At 68.0% G+C, this 24,344-nt stretch carries 12 protein-coding genes; 3 read left to right on the forward strand and 9 right to left on the reverse strand.

Going from position 1 to position 24,344, the window contains the following annotated elements:
• The first annotated feature begins 112 nt into the window (after positions 1 to 112).
• Both QZ546_RS13715 and QZ546_RS13720 read left to right on the forward strand, forming a co-directional pair.
• The gene (locus QZ546_RS13715) at positions 113 to 2,500 is read left to right on the forward strand and encodes a TonB-dependent siderophore receptor (protein ID WP_294238681.1); all 2,388 of its coding nucleotides are present in this window, start codon (positions 113 to 115) and stop codon (positions 2,498 to 2,500) included.
• A gap of 58 nt (positions 2,501 to 2,558) precedes the next feature.
• Positions 2,559 to 3,071 carry a RidA family protein gene (locus QZ546_RS13720; protein ID WP_294238579.1) on the forward strand — a complete coding sequence of 171 codons (513 nt, stop codon included), beginning with the start codon at positions 2,559 to 2,561 and terminating at the stop codon, positions 3,069 to 3,071.
• Between the two features lie 48 nt (positions 3,072 to 3,119).
• On the opposite strand, the gene QZ546_RS13725 is transcribed toward QZ546_RS13720, so the two are convergent.
• The 9 genes from QZ546_RS13725 to QZ546_RS13765 form a co-directional block, all read right to left on the reverse strand.
• Positions 3,120 to 4,124, reverse strand: coding sequence for a MoxR family ATPase (locus QZ546_RS13725; protein WP_294238582.1), 1,005 nt, complete (start codon positions 4,122 to 4,124; stop codon positions 3,120 to 3,122).
• A 69-nt stretch (positions 4,125 to 4,193) separates the two neighbouring features.
• Positions 4,194 to 4,868, reverse strand: coding sequence for a response regulator transcription factor (locus QZ546_RS13730; RefSeq protein WP_294238585.1), 675 nt, complete (start codon positions 4,866 to 4,868; stop codon positions 4,194 to 4,196).
• Between the two features lie 78 nt (positions 4,869 to 4,946).
• Positions 4,947 to 8,045 (reverse strand): TonB-dependent siderophore receptor, encoded by a 3,099-nt coding sequence (locus QZ546_RS13735; protein WP_294238587.1) that lies wholly within the window; start codon positions 8,043 to 8,045, stop codon positions 4,947 to 4,949.
• A gap of 218 nt (positions 8,046 to 8,263) precedes the next feature.
• Positions 8,264 to 9,631, reverse strand: coding sequence for a HAMP domain-containing sensor histidine kinase (locus tag QZ546_RS13740; protein WP_294238590.1), 1,368 nt, complete (start codon positions 9,629 to 9,631; stop codon positions 8,264 to 8,266).
• Positions 9,632 to 9,686: 55 nt separating this feature from the next.
• Positions 9,687 to 14,978, reverse strand: coding sequence for a tetratricopeptide repeat protein (locus tag QZ546_RS13745; protein WP_294238593.1), 5,292 nt, complete (start codon positions 14,976 to 14,978; stop codon positions 9,687 to 9,689).
• Positions 14,975 to 17,434 (reverse strand): vWA domain-containing protein, encoded by a 2,460-nt coding sequence (locus QZ546_RS13750; protein WP_294238595.1) that lies wholly within the window; start codon positions 17,432 to 17,434, stop codon positions 14,975 to 14,977. Before QZ546_RS13750 ends, QZ546_RS13745 begins: the two co-directional genes overlap by 4 nt.
• Positions 17,435 to 17,447: 13 nt before the next feature.
• Positions 17,448 to 19,019 carry a hypothetical protein gene (locus QZ546_RS13755; protein ID WP_294238597.1) on the reverse strand — a complete coding sequence of 524 codons (1,572 nt, stop codon included), beginning with the start codon at positions 19,017 to 19,019 and terminating at the stop codon, positions 17,448 to 17,450.
• Entirely contained in the window at positions 19,016 to 19,927 is a 912-nt protein-coding gene (locus QZ546_RS13760; RefSeq protein WP_294238600.1) for a DUF58 domain-containing protein, read from the reverse strand. Before QZ546_RS13760 ends, QZ546_RS13755 begins: the two co-directional genes overlap by 4 nt.
• Positions 19,924 to 21,366 carry a hypothetical protein gene (locus QZ546_RS13765; protein WP_294238602.1) on the reverse strand — a complete coding sequence of 481 codons (1,443 nt, stop codon included), beginning with the start codon at positions 21,364 to 21,366 and terminating at the stop codon, positions 19,924 to 19,926. Before QZ546_RS13765 ends, QZ546_RS13760 begins: the two co-directional genes overlap by 4 nt.
• 209 nt (positions 21,367 to 21,575) lie before the next feature.
• Here QZ546_RS13765 and QZ546_RS13770 point away from each other — a divergent pair, with 209 nt between their 5' ends.
• Entirely contained in the window at positions 21,576 to 24,335 is a 2,760-nt protein-coding gene (locus tag QZ546_RS13770; protein WP_294238604.1) for a pitrilysin family protein, read from the forward strand.
• Positions 24,336 to 24,344: the final 9 nt, after the last annotated feature.

Raw genomic sequence — 24,344 nt, forward strand, 5'->3', positions numbered from 1 at the left:
CCCTTGCTCCTTCCTCAAACGACCGCTGCCGTGAGACAACAACGCTCAGTTAAGGGGCGAGCCATCCATAAAGGGGGACGAGATCATCGTCACCGGCACCCGTGCGACCGGCATCACCGCCGCCGAGAGCGCCGCGCCGATCAAGGTTCTGGGCGAAGAGACGCTCAGCCATGTCGGCCAGCCCAATCTCAACCAGGTGCTGACCCAGCTCGTGCCCTCCTTCGTCGCCCAGGCATTCGGCGGCGACACCGCCAATCTGACGCTGTCGGCCCGACTTCGCGGCCTGAGCCCCAACCACACGCTGGTGCTGATCAACGGCAAGCGACGGCACGGCACCTCGAACCTCGCGGTCCTGGGCGGGCCGTTCCAGGGCGCGGCGACCGCCGATCTCGACCTGATCAGCCCCTCCTCGATCAAACGGATCGAGGTGCTGGAGGATGGCGCGGCCGCCCAATATGGCTCGGACGCGATCGCGGGCGTCATCAACGTCATCCTGAAGGACGATGCCTCCGGGGGTGACGGCTATATTACCGCGGGCAAGAATTACGATGTCGGCGGCGACACGCTGGCGGGCACTTTGCACTTGGCGACCAAGGTCGGCGAGACGGGCTATTTCAACGTCACCGCCTTCCACCGCTTCCACGATTTCACGCAGGTCGGCGGCCTCGACCGGCGCGTGACCGACAGCAAGGGCAATTTGCTGACCGGGACGACCAATCCCTCGCTCAGCGCCGTCCAGCGACAACTCTTTCCGCTGATGGACAATTTTCCCTACGTCAACCGGATCAACGGCGACGCGCAATCCTGGCTGACGAACCTGCAATATAATACCGCCTTCAACTTCGGCGATGTCGAGGTCTACAGCTTCGGCACCTATTCCAAGCGGATCGCCAGCGCGCGCCAGAATGTCCGCGTACCGACCCGCGTGTCGCGTACGGTCGGGGGCGTGACGACCTATTTCGATCCCGATGGCGACAACCCGGTCAACGGCTTCACCCCGCGTGAAAAGATCCGCGAGGACGACATGGCCTTTACCGGCGGCGTGCGCGGCACCGCGAGCGGATTCGAGTACGACCTGTCGACGACCTTCGGCCAGGACAAGGCCCAGATCTTTACCATCGATTCGGCCAATGCCTCGCTTTATGCCGATACCGGCTTCACCCCGACCAGCTTCTACAACGGCGTTTTCAAGTCGACCGAGTTCACGGTGAACGCGGACGCCCGGCGCGAGATCGAGGCCGGGCTGGCGACGCCGATCAACGTCGCCTTTGGCGCGGAGTATCGCCGCAACGTCTATGAGATCGGATCGGGCGATCCCGGCTCGATCTACAAGGAGGGTGGCCAGGCCTATCCGGGCTTCCGCCCTTCCGACGCAGGCGTCCACACGCGGACCGCAAAGTCGCTCTATCTCGATCTGGCGACCAACCCGGTCGAGGCGCTGAAACTCGACATTGCCGGCCGTTACGAAAGCTATTCCGATTTCGGCGACCGTTTCATCTACAAGGCCACGGGCCGTTACGACTTCTCCGACGCCTTTGCGCTGCGCGGCACCTTCTCGACCGGCTTCCGCGCGCCGACGCTGGCCGAATCCTATTATTCCGCGACCAACGTCTCGCCGACCGCGGCCTTCGTGCAGCTGCCCGCCAATTCCGCGGCGGCAAAGCTGATCGGCTTCCAGAACCTGAAGCCCGAAAAGTCGACCAACTATTCGCTCGGCACCGTCATCCGGCCGCTGCCCGCCCTGACGATCACGCTCGACGCCTATCAGGTGAAGATCCGTGACCGCATCCTGGGCACGGGTTCGATCTTCGGCAGCGGCGGCGCGATCAATTTCGCCATCGTGCGCCAGGCGATCATCGCCAACGGCAACATACTCGATCCGACGGTCAGCCAGACCGGCATCAACATCTTCACCAACGGCGCGGACACCCGCACGCGCGGCGTCGACCTGGTGGTCAGCTACACCTCCGACTTCGGCGATGCGGGCAAGGCATTCTGGACGATCGCAGGCAATTACAACGAGACCAAGCTGCAACGCCTGATCCCCGCACCCGCCACGCTGACCAACCCCGCCAATGGACAGATCATTCCGCTGTTCAACCTGGGCGCGCAATCCAATATCGAAACCGCATCACCCCGGGTGAAGGTGATCAGCTCGGTCCGCTACAGCATCGACAAATTCTCGGCGACGCTGCGCGGCACCGTCTATGGCAAGAGTTCGGCCCAGCTGAGCCCGGATGGCGGCACCTTCTACAAGCAGGAGATCGGCACGACGTTCATCGGCGATGTCGAGCTGAACTACGACATCACACCGTCGCTCGGCCTCGCGCTGGGTGCCAACAACATATTCAACAAGAAGCCGCCGACGGTCCCGCTGGTGCCCGGCACCACCAACCAGACGCTGGTCAATGGCGGCAACGTCCTCGATGCCCCGCTGACCTTCAGCCCCTATGGCATCAATGGCGGCTATTATTACGCGCGGATCAACGTCAGCTTCTGATATGTTCCGGCGGGCGCCAACCCGGCGCCCGCCAGCCTTGCTTACCGGAGAACCATCCATGTCGTTCCGTCTGCTCGCTGCCCCCCTCGTCGCGCTGGCCCTGTGTGGCACGACCGCCGCCTTCGCGCAGGGCGCCACCGTCACCCGCCACGCCAACACGCCCCCAGGGCTGATCCTTCAGGGGGTGACGGTGAAGCCGGGCGCGACGATGCTCTATCTCTCGGGCCAGCTCGCCTCGCCGATCGACCCGGCCGCCAAGACGCCGCCCGCCCAGCTGACCATCGCCGATTTCGGCGACACCAAGACGCAGACGGTCAGCACCCTCAACAAGATCAAGGCGATCCTCGCCGCGCGCGGCTTCGCCATGTCGGACATCATCAAGATGACGGTGTTCGTCGCGGGCGACCCGAAACTCGGCGGCAAGATGGACTTTGCCGGCATGAACGAGGGGTTCAAGCAGTTCTTCGGCACGGCGGAGAACCCGAACACCGTCGCCCGCTCGACCGTGCAGGTGGCGGCGCTCGCCGGCCCCGCCTTTCTGGTCGAGATCGAGGTGACGGCGGCGAAATAAGCGCCGGGCGCGCCGGTCCCCTGCACGGGGATCGGCACCCCCCGCGACTTACCCCGCCGGTAGCGCGCGCATGATGTCGTCGATCAGTTGCTCGACGCCCTCGCCCCGCGCCAGGGCCTGGTAATTGACGATCATGCGGTGGCGTAGCGCCGGGCGCACGATCGCGGCGATGTCGTCGCAGCTGACCGCGAAACGTTCGTCCAGCAGGCAGCGCACCTTCGCGGCCAGGATCAGGCTCTGGATGCCGCGTGGCGATGCGCCCAGCGCCACGCCCCGATTGACCGAGGCGGGGGCATAGGGGCTGCCCGGCTGGGTCGCCATGACCAGCCGGATGGCATAGCTCTTGGCGATCTCGGGCACCGGCACCTGACGCACCACGTCGCGCAGGCGGCACAGCGTCGCCGCGTCCGTCACCGCGTCGATCGTGACGGGCGCGCCGCCCGTCGTCCGGTCGATGATCGCATGATATTCCGCCTCGGTCGGATAACCGACGAGCAGCTTGAAGAGAAAGCGGTCGAGCTGCGCCTCGGGCAGCGGATAGGTACCCTCCTGATCGACCGGATTCTGGGTCGCCATGACGCAGAAAGGCTCGGGCATCTTCAGCGTCCGGCGACCGACCGTCACCTGCCGCTCCTGCATCACCTCCAGCAAGGCCGACTGGGTCTTGGGCGTGGCGCGGTTGATTTCGTCGGCCAGGACCAGATTGGCGACGATCGGCCCCTGCTGGAAGGTCAGTTCATGGCCGCCCCCTTCCGCCTCGGTCAGCATGGTGGTGCCGACGATATCGGCGGGCATCATGTCGGGCGTGAACTGAATGCGCGAAAAGGGCAGGTCGACGGCGCGGCTGATCGCGTTGATCAGCATGGTCTTGCCGAGCCCAGGCACGCCTTCGAGCAGGACGTGCCCGCCCGCCATCAGCGCGGTCAGGACGCCGTCGATCACCTCCCCCTGCCCCACCATCATCCGGCCGACCTGCTCGCGGATCGCATGGAAGGTCGCCCGGAACGCCCCGGCCTGTTCGCGCGCGACCTGGGCCTGATCAATCATCTGCATGGATAAGGGGCTCGAAAGAAGGGATTGTCGGACAGGAATGGCACGCCCGGCTTGCACCAGCCTTGCATGTCAGTCGCCCTCGACCAGTTGATAGCCGACGCCGCGCACCGACAGGATCTTCACCGCATCGGTCCGGGTGGCCAGCGCCTTGCGCAGCCGCGAGATGATCGACTCGAGCGAGTTGGTATTGACGAACTTGTCATAGCCATACACCCGCGCCTCCAGCGTCTCCCGCCGGACGAGCGCGCCGTCGCGCATCATCAGCGCGGCCAGCACCAGCGCCTCCGACCGGCGCAGCGACATGGGCGCATCGTTGACGAAAAAGCCCCCGCCCTCGACATCGTGCAGGATCGGGCCGAAGCGGCGCATCTCGCGGGTCTTGTCGAGATTGTGGCGCATCGCGACGCGGATGCGCGCGACCAGCTCGCGCGGCTCGAACGGCTTGGCGATATAGTCGTGCGCACCAAGCTCCAGTCCCGTCACCTTGTCGTCGATGCCGGCCAGCGCCGACAACAGCAGGAAGCGCTGCGGCCGTTTCTGCGCCTGGGCGTAACCGATCAGGGACACGCCATCGCCATCGGGCAATAATCGGTCGAGCAGCACCAGATCGAACTCGTTGTCGAGCAGCGCATCCTGCGCCATCGCCAGCGTATCGGCCCGATCGACGACGAAACCCTGCCGCTCCAGATACACGGTCAGGGTCTCGGCCACGTCGCCGTCATCTTCCACGAGCAACAGTCTCATCGCGCCCAACCTATACGACGGCGCCGTGCGAGGCGAGGTCGGCGGCCGAACCATTCTGTCGCCGCCGACCGTTTGTCATCAGAAGGTCAGGCGCGCGGTCATCACGACCGAGCGACCCTCGATATTGTAGCGCGCCGTGTCGTAGGGCAGGTTATCGACCACCGTGAACGGCGCCGCCGCCTTGAAGATGTTGCGTCCGACCAGTTGCAGGTTCAGCCGGTTGTTCACCACCCACGACACGGACGCATCGACCGTGGTGAGCGGCGCGACCGGCGTAATGAGCTTGGGCGCCTGCTGGATCCCGGCCGCATAATAGCCCGCATAATCGTTTATATAGCTGGGCGTGTGATAGACGAAGATATTGGTGCTGACCGTGCTGTAATTCCACTGCAGCGATCCGACGATCTTATACCGGTCGACGCCCAGGATACGGCCGCGCTGGTCTATTTTCTGCGCATCGGTCAGCCCGGTCGTCTCGGCGGTCATGTTGTCGACATAGACGATCTTGGGCTGGAAGGTGCCGATGCCCGTGCTGAAGAGGTAGCTCGCCTCATAGGTCATGGATTCGTAGTTCGAACCAATGATGTTGTACCGCATGTTGTTGACCTGCGTGATCTTGCCCGCTGCATTGCGTTGATAGAATTGGGGCAGCTGCAGGATTTGGGCAGAAGGCAGATAATAGCCCAGATCGGAAATGGTCGCGAACTGGTTGCGGATACGATTGCGGTTATAGGTCGCCGCCAGGTTCAGACCCGAAAGGAAGCCATTGGGCTGCCAGGTGATGCTATAGACCTGCTGCCGGGAGGTTTCCGGGCGCAGATTGGGATTGGGGGCGTTGTAGGCCGTCGCAGTATACACCCCCGGCCTGCCCCGCACACAGTCCGTCGTACACGTATATAACGGGTCGTTCGAAATGGTCGTGAGGTAGGTTTGGGTCCCGGTCAGCGCATAGAGTTGCGTCGCCGGGGGCGCCTTGAAACCGCGCGTGAACCTTGCCCGCACGTTGATCGTCGGCGTGGGCGACCATAATACGCCCCAGGCGGGCGTGGTGCGTCCGAATTCGTTCTTGCCATAGATGATCTGGCCGCCCTGATCGACCGGCACCTTGCCGACCGTGCCGATGGGGCCGGTGCTGCTGGTGATATCGCGGCGCAATGCGATGTTGAACAGCAGTTGCTTGACGAGCGGCAGGTCATAGCCGCGACCCAGGATCGGCAGGTTGATCTCGCCGAAGAACGCCTTCCGGTCGGTGGTCGGATCATTGCCCGCGATATTGGCGATATAGGTGCTGTTGACGCTGTTGCGCGCATATTCCGCACCGACCGCATAGCTGACCGACCCGGCCGGCAACCGCAGGATTTCGCCGTTCAGCCGTGCCTCGATATTGTCGAGCGAACTGCCCAGGTCCTCGGCGACATAGGGGTAGAGGAACTGGGCGACGCTGGCCCCGCCGCCATTGGTCGTGCTCTTCCACGGATTGAAGGCGACATTGGGGTCGCTGCTGGTGAGGGCCAGACACTGCCGATCGAACGCCGCCTTATAGGCCGCCACCTGATTGGCCGGGACACGATTGTTCGCCAGCATGAAATTGTAGCAGGAATAGCCGGTGGGCGAAGCGGGATTTGCCTGGAAGTCCACCAGACTGCCGAGCTGCGTACCCGTGCCGCTCGCCGAACTCTTCGACTTGGTGTACATCAGCTGGAGCTTGGCGGCCTTGCCGAAGTCGTAACTGACGCCACCATTGACGTTCCAGTTGCGCACCGTGTTGCGGATATCGCCCGGCGACAGGGTGCCGTCGCTGATTTCGCTCTGCGGGAAATAATAGACACTGGTTGCGTAGTTGAACTGCCCGAATTCGAATGCCCGAAACGGGTTATAATATTGACCTGGCGCCAAGTTGACCTTCAGGCCGCCAAACGCCGCATTCTGCTGGATATTCTGCGACCATGTGTACAGGCCGGTTGCGAACACGCGCAGACGATCGGTGATCTTCTGATCGAAATTCAGCGTACCGCTGACAGTCCGGGTTCGCGGCCCCGCGAACTCCGGCACATAGTCACGGCTGGAGCTGAGATCCGTGGCGATCAGGTCCGACCGCTTCGGCGCGCCGGTAAAGCCCTTGGGAACCGTCAGGCCGGTCTGGACGAAGGTGTTGGTAGCGGAGTCGTAATAGCCGGGCAGAACGACCGTGCCAGGCTGTGTCCCCGCACTGAACGTCCGCTTGTCATAGGCCGAGTTGCCGCCGAAATAGGGCGCGTAATTGTTGGTAACATAGCCGGTGCGGGCGTTGACGATCGGATTGACCCGACCGAACTCCACGCTGGCGGCCACGTTGCCGCTTCCCCATGCGCGACCGGTATAGAGGCTGATGCGGGTGTCGTCTGCCCCCGAACTCGTCTGCTTGCGCGTCGCCGAGATGGTGGTGCCGACATAATTCTTCTTCAGGATGAAGTTGATGACGCCACCCATCGCATCGGCGCCGTAAATGGCCGACTGTCCGCCGGTGCTGATCTCGACCCGCTCGATCGCGCTCAGCGGAATGCCATTCAGATTGGCGAAGCCGGCCTCGAAGCCCGCGGCCCCCGCGATGCGCCGACCGTTGATGAGGATCAGCGTATTGCCCGCACCGACCCCGCCCAGATTGGCCGCCGACACGCCCAGCGCCCCGACCGGGGAGACGATCTGCTGACCGCCGGCACCCGTATTGGTCGCCAGCGGCCCCTTGCCACGATTGTTCGTGACCGTGCCGATCGTCGCGACATTCTGGGGCAGCGTGCGGATCAGATCCTCGACGCTGGTCACGCCGCGATCCTGGATCTCCTTGGCGTCGATCACGATCAGGCGGCTGGTCTTGTCGCCGTCGCGCAGGCGGCTGCCGGTGACTAGGACGTCGTCGCTGCCCTTGGTCTTGTGGATCACCGGCGTCTGATAGCGGCGGAGTTCCTTTTCGGCGGCGCGCGCCTCGGCATCGCCGGCTTTCGCGGCTGGCGCCTCGGCCTGCTCGGCGTTCTTCCGCGCCTTCTCCTCGTCGGCGGCATCGCTGTTCTGCGGGACCGGGACCACCCCGGTCTGGCTTTCCGCCTGGTTGGGCGTCTGCGTCTGCTGTGCGACGACGGGACCCGTCGCGGCGAAATAGGCAACGAGCGAACATGCCCCCAGAAAGGCTGACTTCTTCATGATCGTACCCCCCCATAGATACTATGATCGTCAGCGCTTCGCTCCCCGGTGCCTTGGTCTATCGCAGGTCATCCGGTTGCGAGGTGCGACGATGTGATGGGGGCAGGATGCGGACGGAGGCTTGCACCAACCTTGCAATAAGGGATCACTAATGTCGATTTATGCCGCAACCGCGAAATACTACGATCGCGCCGGGCATCACCGCGATGGAAAATGGCCTATGCCGCAAAGGTGACGGAGAATTCCGCACCACCGTCCGCGACGTTGCGCGCCGCCCTGGTTCCGCCGTGGAGGCGCACGATGGCCGCCACGATCGCCAGCCCCAGCCCATAGCCGCGCCGGCCCGAGACCGGCCGGGCAAAGGGCTCGAACAGGTCTTCCGGGTCCATATCGCCCAGTCCCGGACCATGATCGCGCACCGTGATCCGGCCGTCCCGCCCGACGGAAAGCCGAACCGTCGTACCGGCCGGCGCAAAGGAAATGGCGTTGTCGACCAGATTGGCGATCGCGGACTCGATCAGCGTGGCATCGCCGGGAATCTCGAAACTTTCGACCTCGCTGACGATCACCAGCGTGACGTCCGACTGCTCGGCCGGGACCGAGCGGTCCTCGATCACTTTGGTCGTGGAGGCGACCAGATCGGTAAATCCCGTCACGTCGCGCCGGTTGCCGATGCTCATCAGGGTCAGCAACTGGTTGACCAGCCGGATCAGGCGCCGGACGTCGCCCACCAGCTTGTCCTTCTGGGGGCCGTCCTCCATCAGTTCCAGTCGGGTGCGGAGTACCGCCAGCGGCGTGCGCATCTCATGCGCCGCCGCCGAAAGGAAGAAGGTCGAACGGCGCTGCTCCGCATTGACCTGCCCGATCAGATGGTTGACCGCGCGGACCAGCGGCAGGATCTCGGTCGCGACGCCCTTTTCGGGCAGGGTCGAGTCCAGTCGTTGCGGGTCGATCGACCGCGCCAGCTTGGCCACACGGCGGATCGACAGCATGTGTGCGACGAAAATCACCGCGAAGATCAGGAACACGCCACCCGCCGCGAGCAGGAAATTGCCGCTGAATGCCCAGAACCATATCTGTCGGACCGTGGGCCCCGCCCCCTGTTCGATCACGACCGGATAGCGAAGATTGCGATACTCGAAATAGCTCAGATGGTCGCACATGCGAAAGGTGGCGAAATCGTCGGTCGGCCCACGCTTGATGATCTTTTCGCTCTGGCTGCAAATCGCCGGGTCGTTGATAGACCGGTGAAGCCGTTCGAACTGATCGAAGCGGAATTGCCGGAACAGGGCCGGCGCACCATTGCCAAAGGCCCGGTCGCCGACCCGGACATAGAAGCGGAAACGGGGATTGCGTTCCTCGATCTGGCGGATGAAATCATCCTGCGCGATATCGGGCGTATCGGTCGGGTCGTCCCGGGCGGCGACCATGAATTGGTAGAGCGTGCTGCGCAGTTCGTCCTCGGTCGCTTGGAGCGGTGGCCGGGTCATGGCGGGCACCGGCAGATCGGCCAGCGGCCGGATGACGAAGGCATAGGCGCCCCAGCCCAGAAAGATCGCGGTCAGGACCAGCATCTGGGCGAACATCGACTTTCGCCAGGCCAGAATCCGCAAGAACAGCCCCACCCCGTATCGCTCCCCGCTAGGGCGTCTGCGCCTCTGCCACGCCCAGCGGCGGCAGAGCGGGCAGATCGCCGCCATTGGCACCCAGCTTCCGCTTTTCCATGATCTGCGCAAGCGCCGTATAGACCCTGTTGCGCTCCGTCGCCGTGGGCCAGAGCGCGACCGTCGCGACGACCCGTTTCATCGCGACCTCCAGATCGTCGACATTGTCGAGCGGCCCGGCCGGATAGAGCATCTGCAGGAAGGACGCGCGCAACAACGCCTCCGCCTGTGGCCAGCTTGCGCTGCGGGCATAGAGCCGGGCGAGCGCGACGCGTCCCGCGCTCGCCGTGACCGGCATGGCCCGCAGACGGGCGTCGAGCGCGCCCAGATCCTCGGGCGACAATGTCGCCCCGATCCGGTCGGCCAGCGCGACCAGCCGATGCACCGCATCGGCATCCCCCCGTCCGGCGCGAAGATCCGCCAGCAGGGCGGCCAATACCGCCGCCCCCTCGCCACGCCGCGCCGGCCCATAAGCGATGACGTCGTACAGCATCTGCTGCCGCGCCTGGTTCTCGGCTGTCATGGCGCCCGGATAGCGTTGCATCTCGGCGGTCATCGCGGGTTCGGCCAGCAGCGCGGCCCCCGTGCCCTGCCCCCTGGTCGCCGCCGACAGGGTATAGACGAGCGCACGGCGTCCACGCTCCGCATCGCCATCGGGTGCGGTCGAAAGGGAATGCCGCCACAGCCCACGAAGGATTTGCGCCGGATGCGCGTCGTCGTGCGGGACGTGCGCCAGGAGCGGGCCGAGCGTGCTGTCGTCCCCTGCGCGGACCGGCCCCGTTCCGCGTCCCTGCCGCGCCTCGACCGCGATGACCGCCGGACGCCTGGCATCATGGGCGAGATAGGCGTCATAGACCTGGCCGAATAGCGCTGCGACACCGCTGCCACGCTGGGCGCGCAACATGCGCGAACGGTTGAGCAGCTGGACCAGCCAGTCGGGATCGTCGGGATCGACCTCCGCCGCCTTCGCCACCGCCATCGCCTGATCGGGCCGATCGAGCAGGCGATCCACCATCGCCAGCATCGTCGCGGCGGCCCGGTCGTCGGGCTGCGCCGTGACATGATCCCGCAGCACGGGTGCGAGCGCGGGCCAGTCGGCCTGTTCGACATGGAGCGCCAGCAATCGTTCGCGATAAAGCGGATTGCCGGGATCCAGTGCGATCATCTTCCTGGTCAGCGCCAGTCGCTGCGCGGGCGTCGCCTGCCCGTCCGGACCGGCAAAACGCTGATACATCAGGGCCGCGACCTTCGGATCCGGGCTGGGATCGGCGAGGAACGCCTCGATCTGCCGCTCGCGCGTATCGGGGAAATAGCGGGCCAAGTCGCGGTCTAGCCACCCCACCTGTTGCCCGGCGGCGCGCATCGCCTCGCCCATCGTCGCCAGCTGAATATAGGCCTGTTGCTTGTCACCCGCATACCAGCGCTCCAGCACCAGGGGCAGTGCCTTGCTGTCGGCATAGCGTGCCGCCACGCTCTGCGTGGCACGCAGTACCACGTCGCGATTGGCGGGCAGCGCATCGAATTGCAGCATCCGGCCGACCAGCGGCGCGCCGCTGCGCGCGCGGGGATCGCGCACCGCAGCGATGTCGCGCTCCAGAACCGCCGACAGCGCCGCCTTCTGGGTCGCGCTCAGCGGACGGCGAAGCGCGGCGCTCAGCGCCAGATCGCTCAGCCCGGAATCGCCCTCGCCGTGCGTCAGCCGGGTGACGAGGCCGTCGTACAATGCGATCAGCTGGTCGGGCGAAAACCGGTCGAGCCAGTCCATGCCGCCGCCCCCACCATGCCCGTGCCGCGACACGCGCAGCATCACCATCAGGGGGCGATTGCCCCGCGTGATGGTCAGCTGGACCAGCGCATCCGCGGACAGAAGCGCCGTGCCCGCGATCTTCTCCAGCGCCAGATAGCGGTCCGGCGCCGCACGGAACAGGTCGAACAAGATCGCATCCCGCGCCTTCGACGCCTGAAGCGGGGTCAGCACCAGATCGCGCAACGCATCGGGCGACAGGCGATCCATCGCATCGGCCAGCATGGGCAGATAGGACGAACCCCGCCCGAAGGCCGGCGCCGCGCCATCTTCATGGGTTGCCGCTTCGCTGGCCAGCGCGGCGGCCAGCACGCCCCGCGCCGCCGCCATGTCGCCGCGCGACAGCGCCAGCACGAAGGACAATTCGGCATTGTCGGTGTCCGCCGCCTGCACCTGCAACGCCGCCAGCGGCCAGTCGGACGAGGATGGCAAGGCAATGTCGCCTCGCCCGGTCAGGTGACGACGCAAGGCCGCCATCCGCCGATACGCCGGATCGCCCTGAAAACGTGTCTCCAGCGCCGCGTCCCATCCCGCCAGGCGCGCATCGCCCCTGCCCGCGTCGACGATCCGATGGCCCAGATCGACGATCAGCGCGAGGCGCGGCTGGTCTTCCAGCTTGCCGCCCGTACCCCGCGCCATTTCGACCGCGAACCGCGCGTTCAGGTCGTTCAGGATCGCCTCCGCTATCGCCTTGTTATCCGGCCAGGTCAGCAGCAACCCTTCGGTCAGGGTCGGATAATAGCGCCGCACATCCAGCCCGCGCTCGTCCCCCGACGAAAGGGGCGTCAACGGTTGCCGGGCCAGCAGGTCGCGCAACCCGCGCCAATACCAGCGCGCGGCCAGCGACTCCTGCCCGGCGCGTTCCTGAAGGATGGAGGTTTTGATCAGCAGGTCGAGATTCGACTGGTCCTGCAACAAGGCGCGGGCATAGTTGGTCAGCGCGCGGTCCGGCCGTCCGGCGGCGGCATAGGCGTCGCCCTTGGCCTCGTCGACATTCACCAGCCCGCCCAGCCCGTTCATCATCGCAAAGGCGCGCTCAGCCCCCGCCTCGTCGCCCTGGGTCAACAGGGTCCGCGCCAGATCGGCATAGAGATCGGGCGGGAAGGACTTGCCCAGCGCCAGCAGGCGGCGGGTATAGACCAGCTTGCGGCGCGGATCGCCGATGATCGCCACCGATCCGCCATCGCTCGCACCGCCGCCGCTGAGCGTCGCCAGTTCGCGCAAGGCATAGCCACGCTGCTCGCCCGCGCCGGGCACCATCGCCTCGGTCGCGCGGATCTGCAGGTCCAGATCGGCATCGGCAGCCGCGACATCGGCCAACAGCGCCAGCAGGCGCGGCGTCGGGCCACCCTGCGCGATACGCTCCAGCACGCGGCGTTTCGCCCAGTCGAGAACGGTGTCCGCATCCGTCGCATCGGAGGCGCCCGCCGCCATGTCGATCAGCGAGTCGATCGCCGACAGCGCCATCGCCGGGCCGTCATGATCGACGGCATATTGCAGCAGGCCGATGGCCTCGTCCCGGCGGTTCTGGCGCTTCAACTCGGTCGCCAGCCGCGACAATGCGTCGGGATCGTCGGGCCGCGCGGCCAGTCCCTCGCGCAGCTGGCGGATCGCCTGGTCGTTCAGGTCCGCCTGCGCATAGACGGTCGCGCGAAAGGCATGGGCTCCGCCCTCGCCCGTGTCGCTCAGCTGCGCCATCAGCCGGTCGAGTTCGGCCTGACGCTGTCCGGCGGGCTCCGACCCGTCATCATGCCGCAGGCGGGTCAGGATCAGTTGCCGGATATTCGCATCGCGGTGGCCGGGGTCGATCGCGATCAGCCGGGCCAGCGTAGCGTCCAGCCGGTCATAATCGTGTACGCGACCATAAAGCCGGGCCAGCTGGTTCAGCACGGCGGCCTCCCCCTGGCCGCTGCGCGCGGCGAAGCGGCGGACCGCGTCGGCCGCCATGTCGGGCTTGTCCTGCGCCAGCCGAAGCGCGACCAGCAGGTCGATCTCGCCCGGGCGGATCGTGCCTGCCTCCAGCCGCGCCGAAATCCCCTGCGCCAGCGGCGCCAGCCGGTTCATCCGCTTGGCCAGCGCGACGATCTGCCGCTCGATGAGGTTGCGCCGCGCCGGTAGGGTCGTCTCCGTCCACAAGGCGCGCCAGCGGGTCAGCGCCTCTTCGTCATGGCCGGTATCGGCGGCAAGCTGCGCGATGCGCACGCGGATGTCATAGCCCGCTGCGCCCTTGGCCTCCAATCGACGCAGCAGCGCCAGCGCCTGGTCGGGCCGCGACAGCCGCTCATAGCCATCGGCGATATCGGCGAGCAGCAGCCCGCCATTGTCGCCCCGCTCGACCGCCTGCAATTCGGCCAGCGCGTGGGCGGTGTCGCCACGGTCCAGATAGGTCTCGAACAGGAACAGATGCGTCGCCGTCGCCACCGCCGGATCGCCCGCGCTGCCCGCCAGCATCGCGACCGCCTGGTCCTGAAGCCCCATGCCGATCATCGCCCGCGCCCCCGCCGTCAGGACATCGGCCCGCCCGCGATTGGCGGCGAACAGCTGGGCATAGGTCGCCACCGCCTTGGCCTCGTCCCCCTGGGTCAGGTAAAGGCCCGCCAACCGGGCATAGAGATCGGCCTGATGCGGATCGGCGGCGATCAGGCGGCGATATTCCGCCTCCGCCGCCGCGCGGTCGCCCGACAGGTCGAGCACGCCGGTCAGGCGACGCCGCAATTCGGGGCTTTTCGATTCCTCGATCAGCGCAATGGCGGCCTGGGGTCGCCCGAGTTCCAGCAGCACGTCGACCTTGGCGCCAGCCACCGCTTCGCCGGGCGGCAGGGCGTCGAGCGCGGTCAGGGCTCCCGCCAGCGCGCCGTCGTTGCGATACGCCTCGACCAGCAGAGCGATCGCGTAACGGCGGTCGTCCGGCGTCACCGCCGCCGTCAGGGCGGCCCTGGCCGCGTCACGCGCGCGCGCATTCTCGCCAGCCGCCAGCGCCCATTGCGCGGTCGTCAGCCGCTCGACCACGCCGCCGCCTGTCTCCGCCAGCGCCAGCGCCGCCTTGGGGCGACCGAGCAACGCCAGAATATCCGCCAGTCGCCGCGCTTCGGCGGGCGGTGCCTGCCGGGCGTAATCCAGCAACGCCTCGGGTCGGCGGACCGCCGCGATGATCGCCAGCCGAAGGCCGATCCGGCGCTTCACCGACGCATCGCGCGCGGCGTCGCGTGCCCTGGTATAAAGCGGGACCGCCTCCCCGACCCGCCCGAGCGCGTCGAGCAGCTCGGCTTTCAGCAGATCATCGCCCGTCGCCGCCGCCAGCGCTCCGGCCCGATCCCCGTTCCGCCACAGCGTGGCTGCGTCGGCTTTGGCGGACAGGATGCCGCCTTGTGCGCTTGCCAGCACCGGACCGGTCAGGCTGCTGGTCAGGGAGAGCGCCAGCACCAGCGATCGAACAGCACGACGGCGGACGGGGAAGCGGATCATCGGGTTCCTGCGATACGGCGCGCGGACGGCCAGCGGCGATAGCCGACCTCGAACAGATAGAGCCCCAGGGCGAACAGGGCGATCCACGGCCAGAGGTCGATCGCCCGCAGCCCGCCGCCGCGCGGAAGGTCGCCCGGCCCGTCGGCGGGATCGTCGCCCAGAACGTCGCCCCGAGCATCCCGGTGCCAGCCGCCCGTCCGGGCCGACAGCGTCGCCATCGGCAGGGCCATGGCGCTGGTCATTTCGGCCTGGACACGAACATCGGACGAGGCCCGATCGGCGGCTCGCGCGACCTGATCGCGATCGCGGACCTCGACCCGCGCCGCCCGGTCTTCCGGCCATGCGAGCCGGGCGACGAACAGGCCGGGTGCACGCTCCTCGACGTCGTCGATCCGGCGGATCGGTCGCCCGTCCGCATCGAGCAGGGCGATGGTCGGCCTCGCACCGCCGGTGCCGATACGCTCGACCGTGATCGTCAGCCGACCGGTATCCCGCGCGATCCGCGCCGTCAGTTCCGGCTGCGACCGGGCCGTCATCGCCAGTACCCGTGCCAGCCAGCGGCCATAATCGGCCCAGCCCCGCCAGTTCGCGGTGCCTGCGCCGAGCGGCTCGGTCATCATCGCGGTCACGCGCCCGCTGCCGACCGGCCAGCTCGACAGGATCGGATCGCCGCCATCGGTGCGCAGCAGCGTCTCCGCCTCATGGCGCGCGCGGGTGGGCACATAGCCCGAGAGCGGCGGCGGGGCGCCGAGGCGAACGCCGTCCCACCCGCCGGACCGGGCCACGCTGCGCACCCCGATCCGGCCGCTGCGATAGCCGGGATCGGGGCGGGTCTGGGGCTGGTTGAAATCGAGTTCGACCAGGTTGAACTCGTCCGGCACCGAATAGAAGCGCCCGCGCCCGACCCTGGCCCAATCGGCCATGCTCTTCTCGTCGTCGACCTGTCCGCCGACCGCGACGGTCGACAGGTTGATCCGATTCTCGGCGATATGACGGATCAGCTGCTGATACCGGTCCTCCGCCACCCCACCGTCCGAGATGACCAGGATATGCTTGTAGCGCGCGTCCAAATCCTTCAGGCCGTAAAAAGCCTCCTGCAGCGCGGGGAAGAGGACGCTCGCGCCCTGGGCCTGCATCCGCCCGATCGCCCGTTCGACATCGGGAATATCGGTCGCATGGTGCATCGGCACCGACCATTGCCGCGCGCCATAGAATTCCACGACGCCGACCCAGTCATTGGGGGTCAGCTTGCGCACCGTCTGCCGCGCGACCTGCTTGGCGAGTTCCAGCCGGTCGCCCTGCATCGAACCCGAACTGTCGATCACGATCGCCAGCGCGATGCTGGGCCGGATCTGCCGGTCCTCTGCCCGCGCGGTGACCGGCAGCGCAGCGCCCAGCGGCGCGTCTGCATAGCCGCCCGCCCCGAACGCCGCCATGCCCCCGGACACGAACAGCCCGGTGCCCTCGCGTGCCACGGCGCGGTTGATCCGCTGTTGCAGGGGCGCGGACAGGCGTGCGGCGGGCAGGTCGTCGACCATCACCAGCGGCCAGCGCGCGGGATCGAGGGTCGCGGAAGGCGAGGCGGTATCGACGACGAAACTGCTCCCCAACAGGCGCTGGAGCATCGCCGCCGCGCCCTGTTGCCGCTCGCCCAGATAGAGCATGTGGCGGGGATCCTGCACCGCCGCCAGCGTCTCGAACCCGCCCTGCCCGTCCAGCGTCACGCGCAGCGGCAGGAAACCCGCCCGCTCGGTCGGCAGGGTCAGCGCGACATGGGCCACGCCATCGACGCGGAACGGCCCACTCGCCGCCAAACGCCGGTCGCCGCTGAAGATCGCCAGTTCGTGGGGACCACCCTGGCCTTCGACGGTCACATCCGCCTGCACGGTCTCGCCCACGCGCGCGGGCGTCAGTTGTACATCGGCGACGAAGGCGGGCCGGGGCGCGGTGGGAATGGCGATGGTGTTGACCTGAATCCCCCGGCCGACCAGCGCCTCGATGCCGTCCTGCCAGTGGTCGTCGGTCGACAGGCCGCTGCCGATGAGCGTCACCGCGCCGCCCGACCCCAGCGGAATGGCGGCCACCGCATCCCGCAAGGCGTGCGACAGCGAACCATCGTTCAGCACAGCGGCCCCATTTATGGCCCCACCGAGCGCGATGATCGTAGCAGGGGCTTCGGCGGGCGCTTTCGCCATGACGCGGTCCAGCATATGCCGGGCCGCCGCCTGCCCCTCCGCGCCCAGCACCGCGCGCTGGTCGAGAATATAGACCTGATGCCCTGCCCCGTCGCGTCGCACCAGACTGGGCTGCATCATCGCGACGATCAGAGCGGCGAAGACGGTGGCTCGGAGCGCCGCCTGCCGCCAGCGCGGGCGCGCCCTCATCGGCCACCACAGCAGCGGGGGCAGCAGCAGGAACAGCCAGGCCGCGACCGGATAGAGAAAGGTGATGCTCACGCCTGCCCGGTCCTCACGCCATGACCCGCCGTTGGACCAGCCACCATTCGACACCGAGCAGGATGCCCGCGAGCAGTAGCAGCAACAGGAACGGCAGGTCCGACGGCCATGCGCCACCCAGCGGTTCGACCGCCGGGCGCGGCGCGCCATCCGCCGCCGCCAGCGTCGTCGCCCGGTCGGTCAAACCGCCTGCCGGGTCGACGGATGTCCAGCTTTCCCGACCGCCCAGCCATTGGAGGCTGCGGCTGATGAAGATCGGCATGACCGGGCTCTGCGTGAAAGGCGATGCCGGGCCGACGATTCCGGCCCATAAGCCGACCGAGCGCCGCCGGGCATCGCGCACGTCCACGCCGATCGGGCGATGAAGCGCATCGGCCAGCGCCCCGGCATCCAGCCGGGCGAGGCCGAGCGCCTCCAGCCGTCCGGACACCTCGCCCCCGTCCGCTTCGCCCTGCCCCGCGAAAGTAAAAGCCTGGGACTGCGATGCGGGGTCGGACAGGATCAGCGCGGGGCGGTCGATGCCGCGCACCGCGCCTGGGCTTCCCACCACGACCTGCGCCTGGGCGCCGGGCACCACCGCCAGCGACGGGTCCGCCGCGACGACCGCCCGGACGGCAGCGGGCGTCCCGTCGAGCAACGCGACCCGTAGCGGTCGCCGGTCGGCCAGCCGCAACCGGGCACTGTCGTCGGCCGCAAACCCATCCCCTCGCGCCAGTGCCACTCCCAGCATCCCGCCCGCCGCGTCCAGATCGCGGGCGACGAACCGCCCGCTCCCCAGCGTCTCGATCCGGGCCGGGGTGACGTCGCGCCCATCCATCGTCCAGCGCAGGTCCGATGCGGTCGGTGCCGGACCATGGGCGGCGGCGACCGTGACGAGGGCATCGGCCTTCCCGACCTGGCCCGACGCGGCCGGGGTCACGCCGAACGCCACGATCCCCCGATTGTCAGCTACGGCGTCGGCCAGATAGCCATAACGGACCGATAGTGTCGGGCTAACGCTTCCGACCGCCTCGCGCGCCGCTCCCCAGCCGCCATAATAGCGGATCGTCGCGGGTCCCCGCCCCGCCTGCCGCAGCCAGGACCCGAAGCGCGAAGGCCGCGCCTCTGCCGCGATCATGTCGAGCCGCCGGGACAGCAGCGAAGCGCTTTCGCCCGGTGCCAGCAGGCGAGTGCCGACCGCATCGCCCAGCACCACCGCGCGCCGGTCCGCCGGTGTCGCACGGACATCGGCCAGCAGCGCGCGCTTGGCCTGTGCCAGATCGCGGCCGGGCGTCATCAACGCCGAATTGTCCAGGTAGAATAGCTGCATCCGCCCGTCCGCCGCGCTCGAAGCCGCTTGCGGATGCGCGGCCGCCAGCCAGAGCAGCAGCACGATAGCCAGGATCAGCAGATAGGCGAGCCAGTAGCGGAACCGTCCTCCCAGAACCCGGGCGGGGCTGTCGCGCATCGCCTGCGCCCACAGCCCCGCCGTGGGCAGCCGCAGCACCCGGCGCTCGGTACGCAGCCGTTGCAGCAGATAGACGATCCCGGCCAGCGCGATCATGCCCGCGACGGTCACGGGCCAACCGAATTGCGTGACACTCATGGCAAGACCCGCCCGGACGCGAGGATCGGCATCAGCTGGTCGAGCACGTCGCGATCGGCGTCCATGCGGATCAGCGTGGCGCCCCGCCGCGCGGCGAAGCGCTCCAGGCCATCGGAAAAGGCGCGGTACGCGACCTGGTAACGCGCGATCAGTTCGGGCGTCACGGTCACGGCCACACCGTCATGCTCGCCATCCTCGATGACCAGATCGCCGTCGAGATCGGCAAGCAAGGCCGGGTCCGCATCCGACGTGCGGGTCATCTGCACCAGCAGCAGCCGGTGCGGCAGCCGCCCCAGCGCATCGAGCACGCCTTCCAGCCCGGCATCGTCGAAAAAGTCCGACACCAGGATCAACAGGCCGCGCCGGAGCGGCATCGCCGCCAGCCGGTCGAGCGCGGCGGCCAGGCCGGTCCGCCCCCCCGCCGCCTGATCGGCCAGCACCTGCGCCACGCGGGCGATACCCCCCTTGCCCGAGACGTTCTTCATGACGGTCGCCATATCGTCGCCGACCGTCATCAGGCTGACCGCATCCTGCTGCGCCAGCGCGACCGCCGCCAGCGCCAGCACGGTGCGCATCGCCGGTCCGATACGCGGCGGCGTCTCGACGAACATGCTGTGCGACACGTCGAGCAGGATATGGACCGGCAGGTCCTGGCGCTCCTCGAACACCCGCACGAACGCCTTGCCCAGCCGGCGATAGATGTTCCAGTCGATCGTGCGCAGATCGTCGCCCGCGACATAGGGTTTGAAATCGGCGAAATCCGATCCCTGGCCGCGCGCCGGGGTACGCTGGTCGGCCAGTCGCCCGCCCTTCTGCGCGGTCCCGATCCGCAGGGTCAGGGCATTCAGCCGCGCCAGGAAGGCGGGATCGAACAGCTCCTCGAAACCGGGTGCGGCGGCGGGGTTCATCGGCCCACCCCCGCACGACGGAAATAGGCCTCGAGCAGGCGGTCCTCCTGCGCGCTGCGCGTGCGCTGGGGCAGTTGCGCGGCCGGGCCCTGCCCCGTCCCGCGCCCGCCCGCCGCGACCACGCCCGAGGCCATGGCACGCGGCGGCGCGGTCCGCGTCGTGCTGCTGACCGCCCCTGCATTGACCGTACCGATCACGCGGTCTTCCATCGGCACCGCCAGCAGGAGCGAGGACGAGCCCCGCGCGCGCTTGGTCCCTTCCTGGCCGTCGCCGCGATTGGAGCCTTGTTGCCCGTTATTGCTGGCGCGCCCCGAACTGCCCGACCCTTGCGACTGGTCGCCCGAAGGCTGGCGATGACGCGCGCCCGACCCTTGCGGATCCTGATTTCCGCCGGGCGTGCCGGGCGGCGGCGATGCGCTGGGCGAGGACAGGGCCGCCGCGCCGCCCTGCGCGCCGCGCGGTGACGTGGCACGGGTTTCGCCAGCGGCGGAGGCGGCATTCGTCGCCTCGCCCTTTTGCAGGCCCCGCTGCCCATCGCTGGCATCGCGCGGCGAAGGCTCGCCCTGGGCGCCACCATCCATGCGACCGCCCGCCGCCATATTCTGCACACCGGCCGCCGAGGACGGCGAGGGTCCGCTGCCGCCGCCTGTCTTGGGGGGGCCGGCCGGGCCGGCGGCGCCCGTCGTCGGACCGGCCATGCCCGGTTCCCCGGCGCGCCCCGCCGACGCTCCGGCCGCCAGCCCCGCACGCGCGCCCGTACCTGCGGCAGCCCCCGCCGTGCCAGCGCCCTGCCGATCGGCAACCGCCTTGCCCCGATCGACGGCATTGCTACCCGATGGTCCCACGCCCAGAGCCGCCGCGACGCTGGCCAGATAGGGTCGCTCGCCCGAGCCCTCGCCGCCCTGCCGCGCAGGCTGGAGGACCACGGCCAGCGCCAGGATCGCCAGGGCGGCCAGCGGCCATGCCCAGCCATGGCGGAAAGCTGCCTTCGCGCCACCGACCGCCGCGACCGGGGTCGAGACCGCCCGATCGAGCCATGGCGCGGCTTCCTGCAACGCAGCCTGCCTGAAGCCATCCGATGCATCGCCGGACAAAAACTCGGCGGCGATGACCGAGCGGTCTTTCAGCGCCAGCGAACGATCGACCAGCGCCAGCGCCTCGCCGCGCGCGACGCGGTGCCGTGCCATCAGTCGCGCGAACACCAGGGCCAGCAAGGCCATCGGAACCAGAATGGCCGACAGGATCGCGAAAAGGAGCGGCACGGGCCGGAACAGCGCCACGACCAGCCACAGGACAGGCACCACGACCGAGGCCCGCGCGGCGACATGGATCGCCCGACGCCAAGCGGCATCGCGCGCCGCTGCGGTCAGTACCGCGCGTCCCCGCTCCTCCAGCCTGTCGAGCCGCTGTTCCAGCAGCCCGTGCGATCCCGCGTTCATCCGTGTCCCCGCCCCGATGCGTTCCGCCTGAGGCCAGCGTCGGGGTCTAGCGCCGCTGGCTTGCACCAACCTTGCTGCACCGGTCGGACGGCTCCGTAAAAAGCATCGCGCGATCCCATCTGCTCCGCGTCGGGCCGCTGCAAGGCTGATGCAAGCAAAACATGGTTCCTGCGCCCCTGTCGGCATAGCGCCGCCATGGAAACGCCCACGTGACATCCGGCAAACGCGCCCTTCTGTCCCTGTTGCTCGCCAGTGCGGTGATCGGCCTGCCCCGCATGGCGCTGGGACGGGAAAGCTCCACCGCCCCTGCCCAGCAGACCGCGTCCGTCCCGTTCGAGCGCTTCAGCCTGCCCAACGGCCTGACCGTGCTGGTCCATACCGACCATAGCAGCCCGTCGATCTTCGTCGGCACCTGGTACCGCACCGGCTCGCGCGACGAACCGCCGGGCAAGACGGGCTTTGCCCATCTGTTCGAGCATCTGATGTTCCAGAGCACGGCGCACCGGCCGCAGGAATATATGGCGGCGCTCAAGGCAATCGGCGGAGTCAACGCCAACGGCATCACGCGGATGGACAACACCGCCTATTTCGAAACGGTGCCGACGAACGCGCTCGATGCGATCCTGTGGATGGAGTCCGATCGCATGGGCTATCTCGACGGCGGCATCACCCAGCAACTGCTCGACGAACAGCGCCGCGTGGTGCTGAACGAAAAGCGACAGGGCGAATTGCGAGCCGAGGAAATGGCGTCGCGGCATTTCCTCGGCGCCTTCTATCCCCCCGACCATCCCTATGCCCATCCCACCATCGGATCGACGCAGGACATCGAAGGCGCGACGCTGGACGATGTGAAGGCGTGGTTCCAGAGCCATTATGGCGCGGGCAATGCCGTTCTGGTCCTGTCGGGCGATATCGACATGGCCACTGCGCGCGCGAAGGTCGCTCGCTATTTCGGTGCGATCCGCACCGGCGCGCCCATCAGCCGCTCGCTGCAATGGGCCCCGTCCTGGACCGAGACGCGCCGCGACGTCCTCTATGGCGGCTTCACCCATGCCAATGTGTCGCGCAACTGGTCCATCCCGAACGGCGCGCCACGCGATACGACCATGTTGCAGCTCGCCGCCCGCGCGATGACCGGTCCCAAGGACGCACCGCTGGTCCACGCCCTCGTCACCGAAGCGAAGGTCGCGACCGGCGTGTCCGCCATGGTCAACGAGAACGAACTGGGCAGCGTGCTGACCGTCGCGATGGACCTGCGCCCCGGTGTCTCGCCCGAAGAGGGGGACCGGGCGCTCGACGCGGCACTGGCGGATTTCGCCGCCAAGGGGCCGCCCGCGGCGCGGTTGCAGAGCATCGTCGCGGCGACCGACGACGCCGTTCTCCGCTCGCTGGACGATCCCGCCACGGTCGGCAACCGATTGGGCGAAGGAGAGGTCGCGCACGGCGACCCGACCTATTTCCTGCGACAGCGCGACTGGATCACCGGCGTCAGCCCCGCCGACGTGCGCGCGGTCGCCGCCCGGTATCTCGGCCGCCCTTATTATGAACTCGTGACTTTACCCACGCCCGCGCGGACACCCGCGCCCGACGACGTCGACCGAAGCCAAATGCCGACGCCCGGCCCGTTCAAGACGCAGATCGCCTTTCCGCCGGTCTCCACGTCCATGCTGCCCAACGGGATGAAGCTGGTGGTGGCACGGCGGCCGGGCACGGCGACGGTCGATATGAGCCTGCAATTCGCCAGCGGTGCGCTGAGCGATCCGCGCGTGTCGCCCCAGACGGCGGCATGGGCGCTGGACCTGTTGAGCGCAGGGACCGGCACGGCGCCGGGCGATGACGTCCAACAACGGCTTTCACGGTTGGGCGTTCGCATGGGGTTGAAGCAAGACCCGTGGAACGAGGCGATACGCTGGAGCGTGGCGAACGCGCGTCTGGACGAATCCTTCGCGGTCATCGCCGACATGGTCCGCCATCCGACCTATCCGCAGGCCGCCTTGGACGAGGCCAAGGCGAATGCCCTGCACGACATCGACGCGGCCGACCGCAATCCCTTTGCGAGCGGGGTCGGCCTGTTGCGGCGGGCGATCTGGGGCGATGGCGAGGCGCGCGGACATATCGCCACGCGTGACGATGTCGAAGCGGTGTCGCGTGCGTCGCTGGCGGCGTTCCATGCCAACCATATGACGCCGGGCCAGGCGACCCTCTACATCGTCGGCGACGTCTCGCCGGAGCGCGCCAAGGCCCTGGCGGACCGCTATTTCGGCGGCTGGGGCGGCCCGGCATCGCCGCCGCCTCCGCTGCCGCCGCTGGGCGCTTCGCAAGCGTCCAGCCCGCGCCTCATTCTGGTCGATGCGCCGGGTGCCCCCCAGAGCAGCATCGTCATGGGCACGGTCCTCTCCCCGTTCGACAAGGACCGCTCCGCGACCGAAAACCTGGTCGTCTCGGCCCTGGCGGATATCGGATCGGGGCGGCTCAATGCCAATCTTCGCCAGGACAAGGGGTGGAGCTATGGCTTTGGCGGCAACATTCAGGATGCGCCCAGGGGCGACCGCCTGTTCGTCGCGCAGGGCACGGTGCAGGCCGATCGCACCGCCGCCAGCCTGGCCGAGCTGCGGCGTGAATTGACCGATTTCGCAACCAGTCGACCGATCACCCAGGCCGAGTTGAACGGCCAGCGCGACAGCCTGCTTCGGGCCACCGCGCTGCGCTACTCCCGGAACGAGGCCTTTCTCGACTGGCTGGAGACCGCCGATCCCTATGCCCTGCCCTATGATCGCCCGTCGACGCTGGGCCAGCGGCTGGACGCGGTCACCCTGGCGGATGCGCAGGCGACCGCCCGCCGCCTTCTCCAGCCCGATGCCATGACCTGGGTCGTGATCGGCGATCTGCGCGTGATCGAACCACAGGTCCGTGCGCTCGGCCTGGCGCCCGTGCAGGTCTGGGACGCGCATGGCCGCCCGCTGCGCTGAGCCCGCCGC

This window comes from uncultured Sphingomonas sp., assembly GCF_913062585.1.
Lineage (GTDB): Bacteria > Pseudomonadota > Alphaproteobacteria > Sphingomonadales > Sphingomonadaceae > Sphingomonas.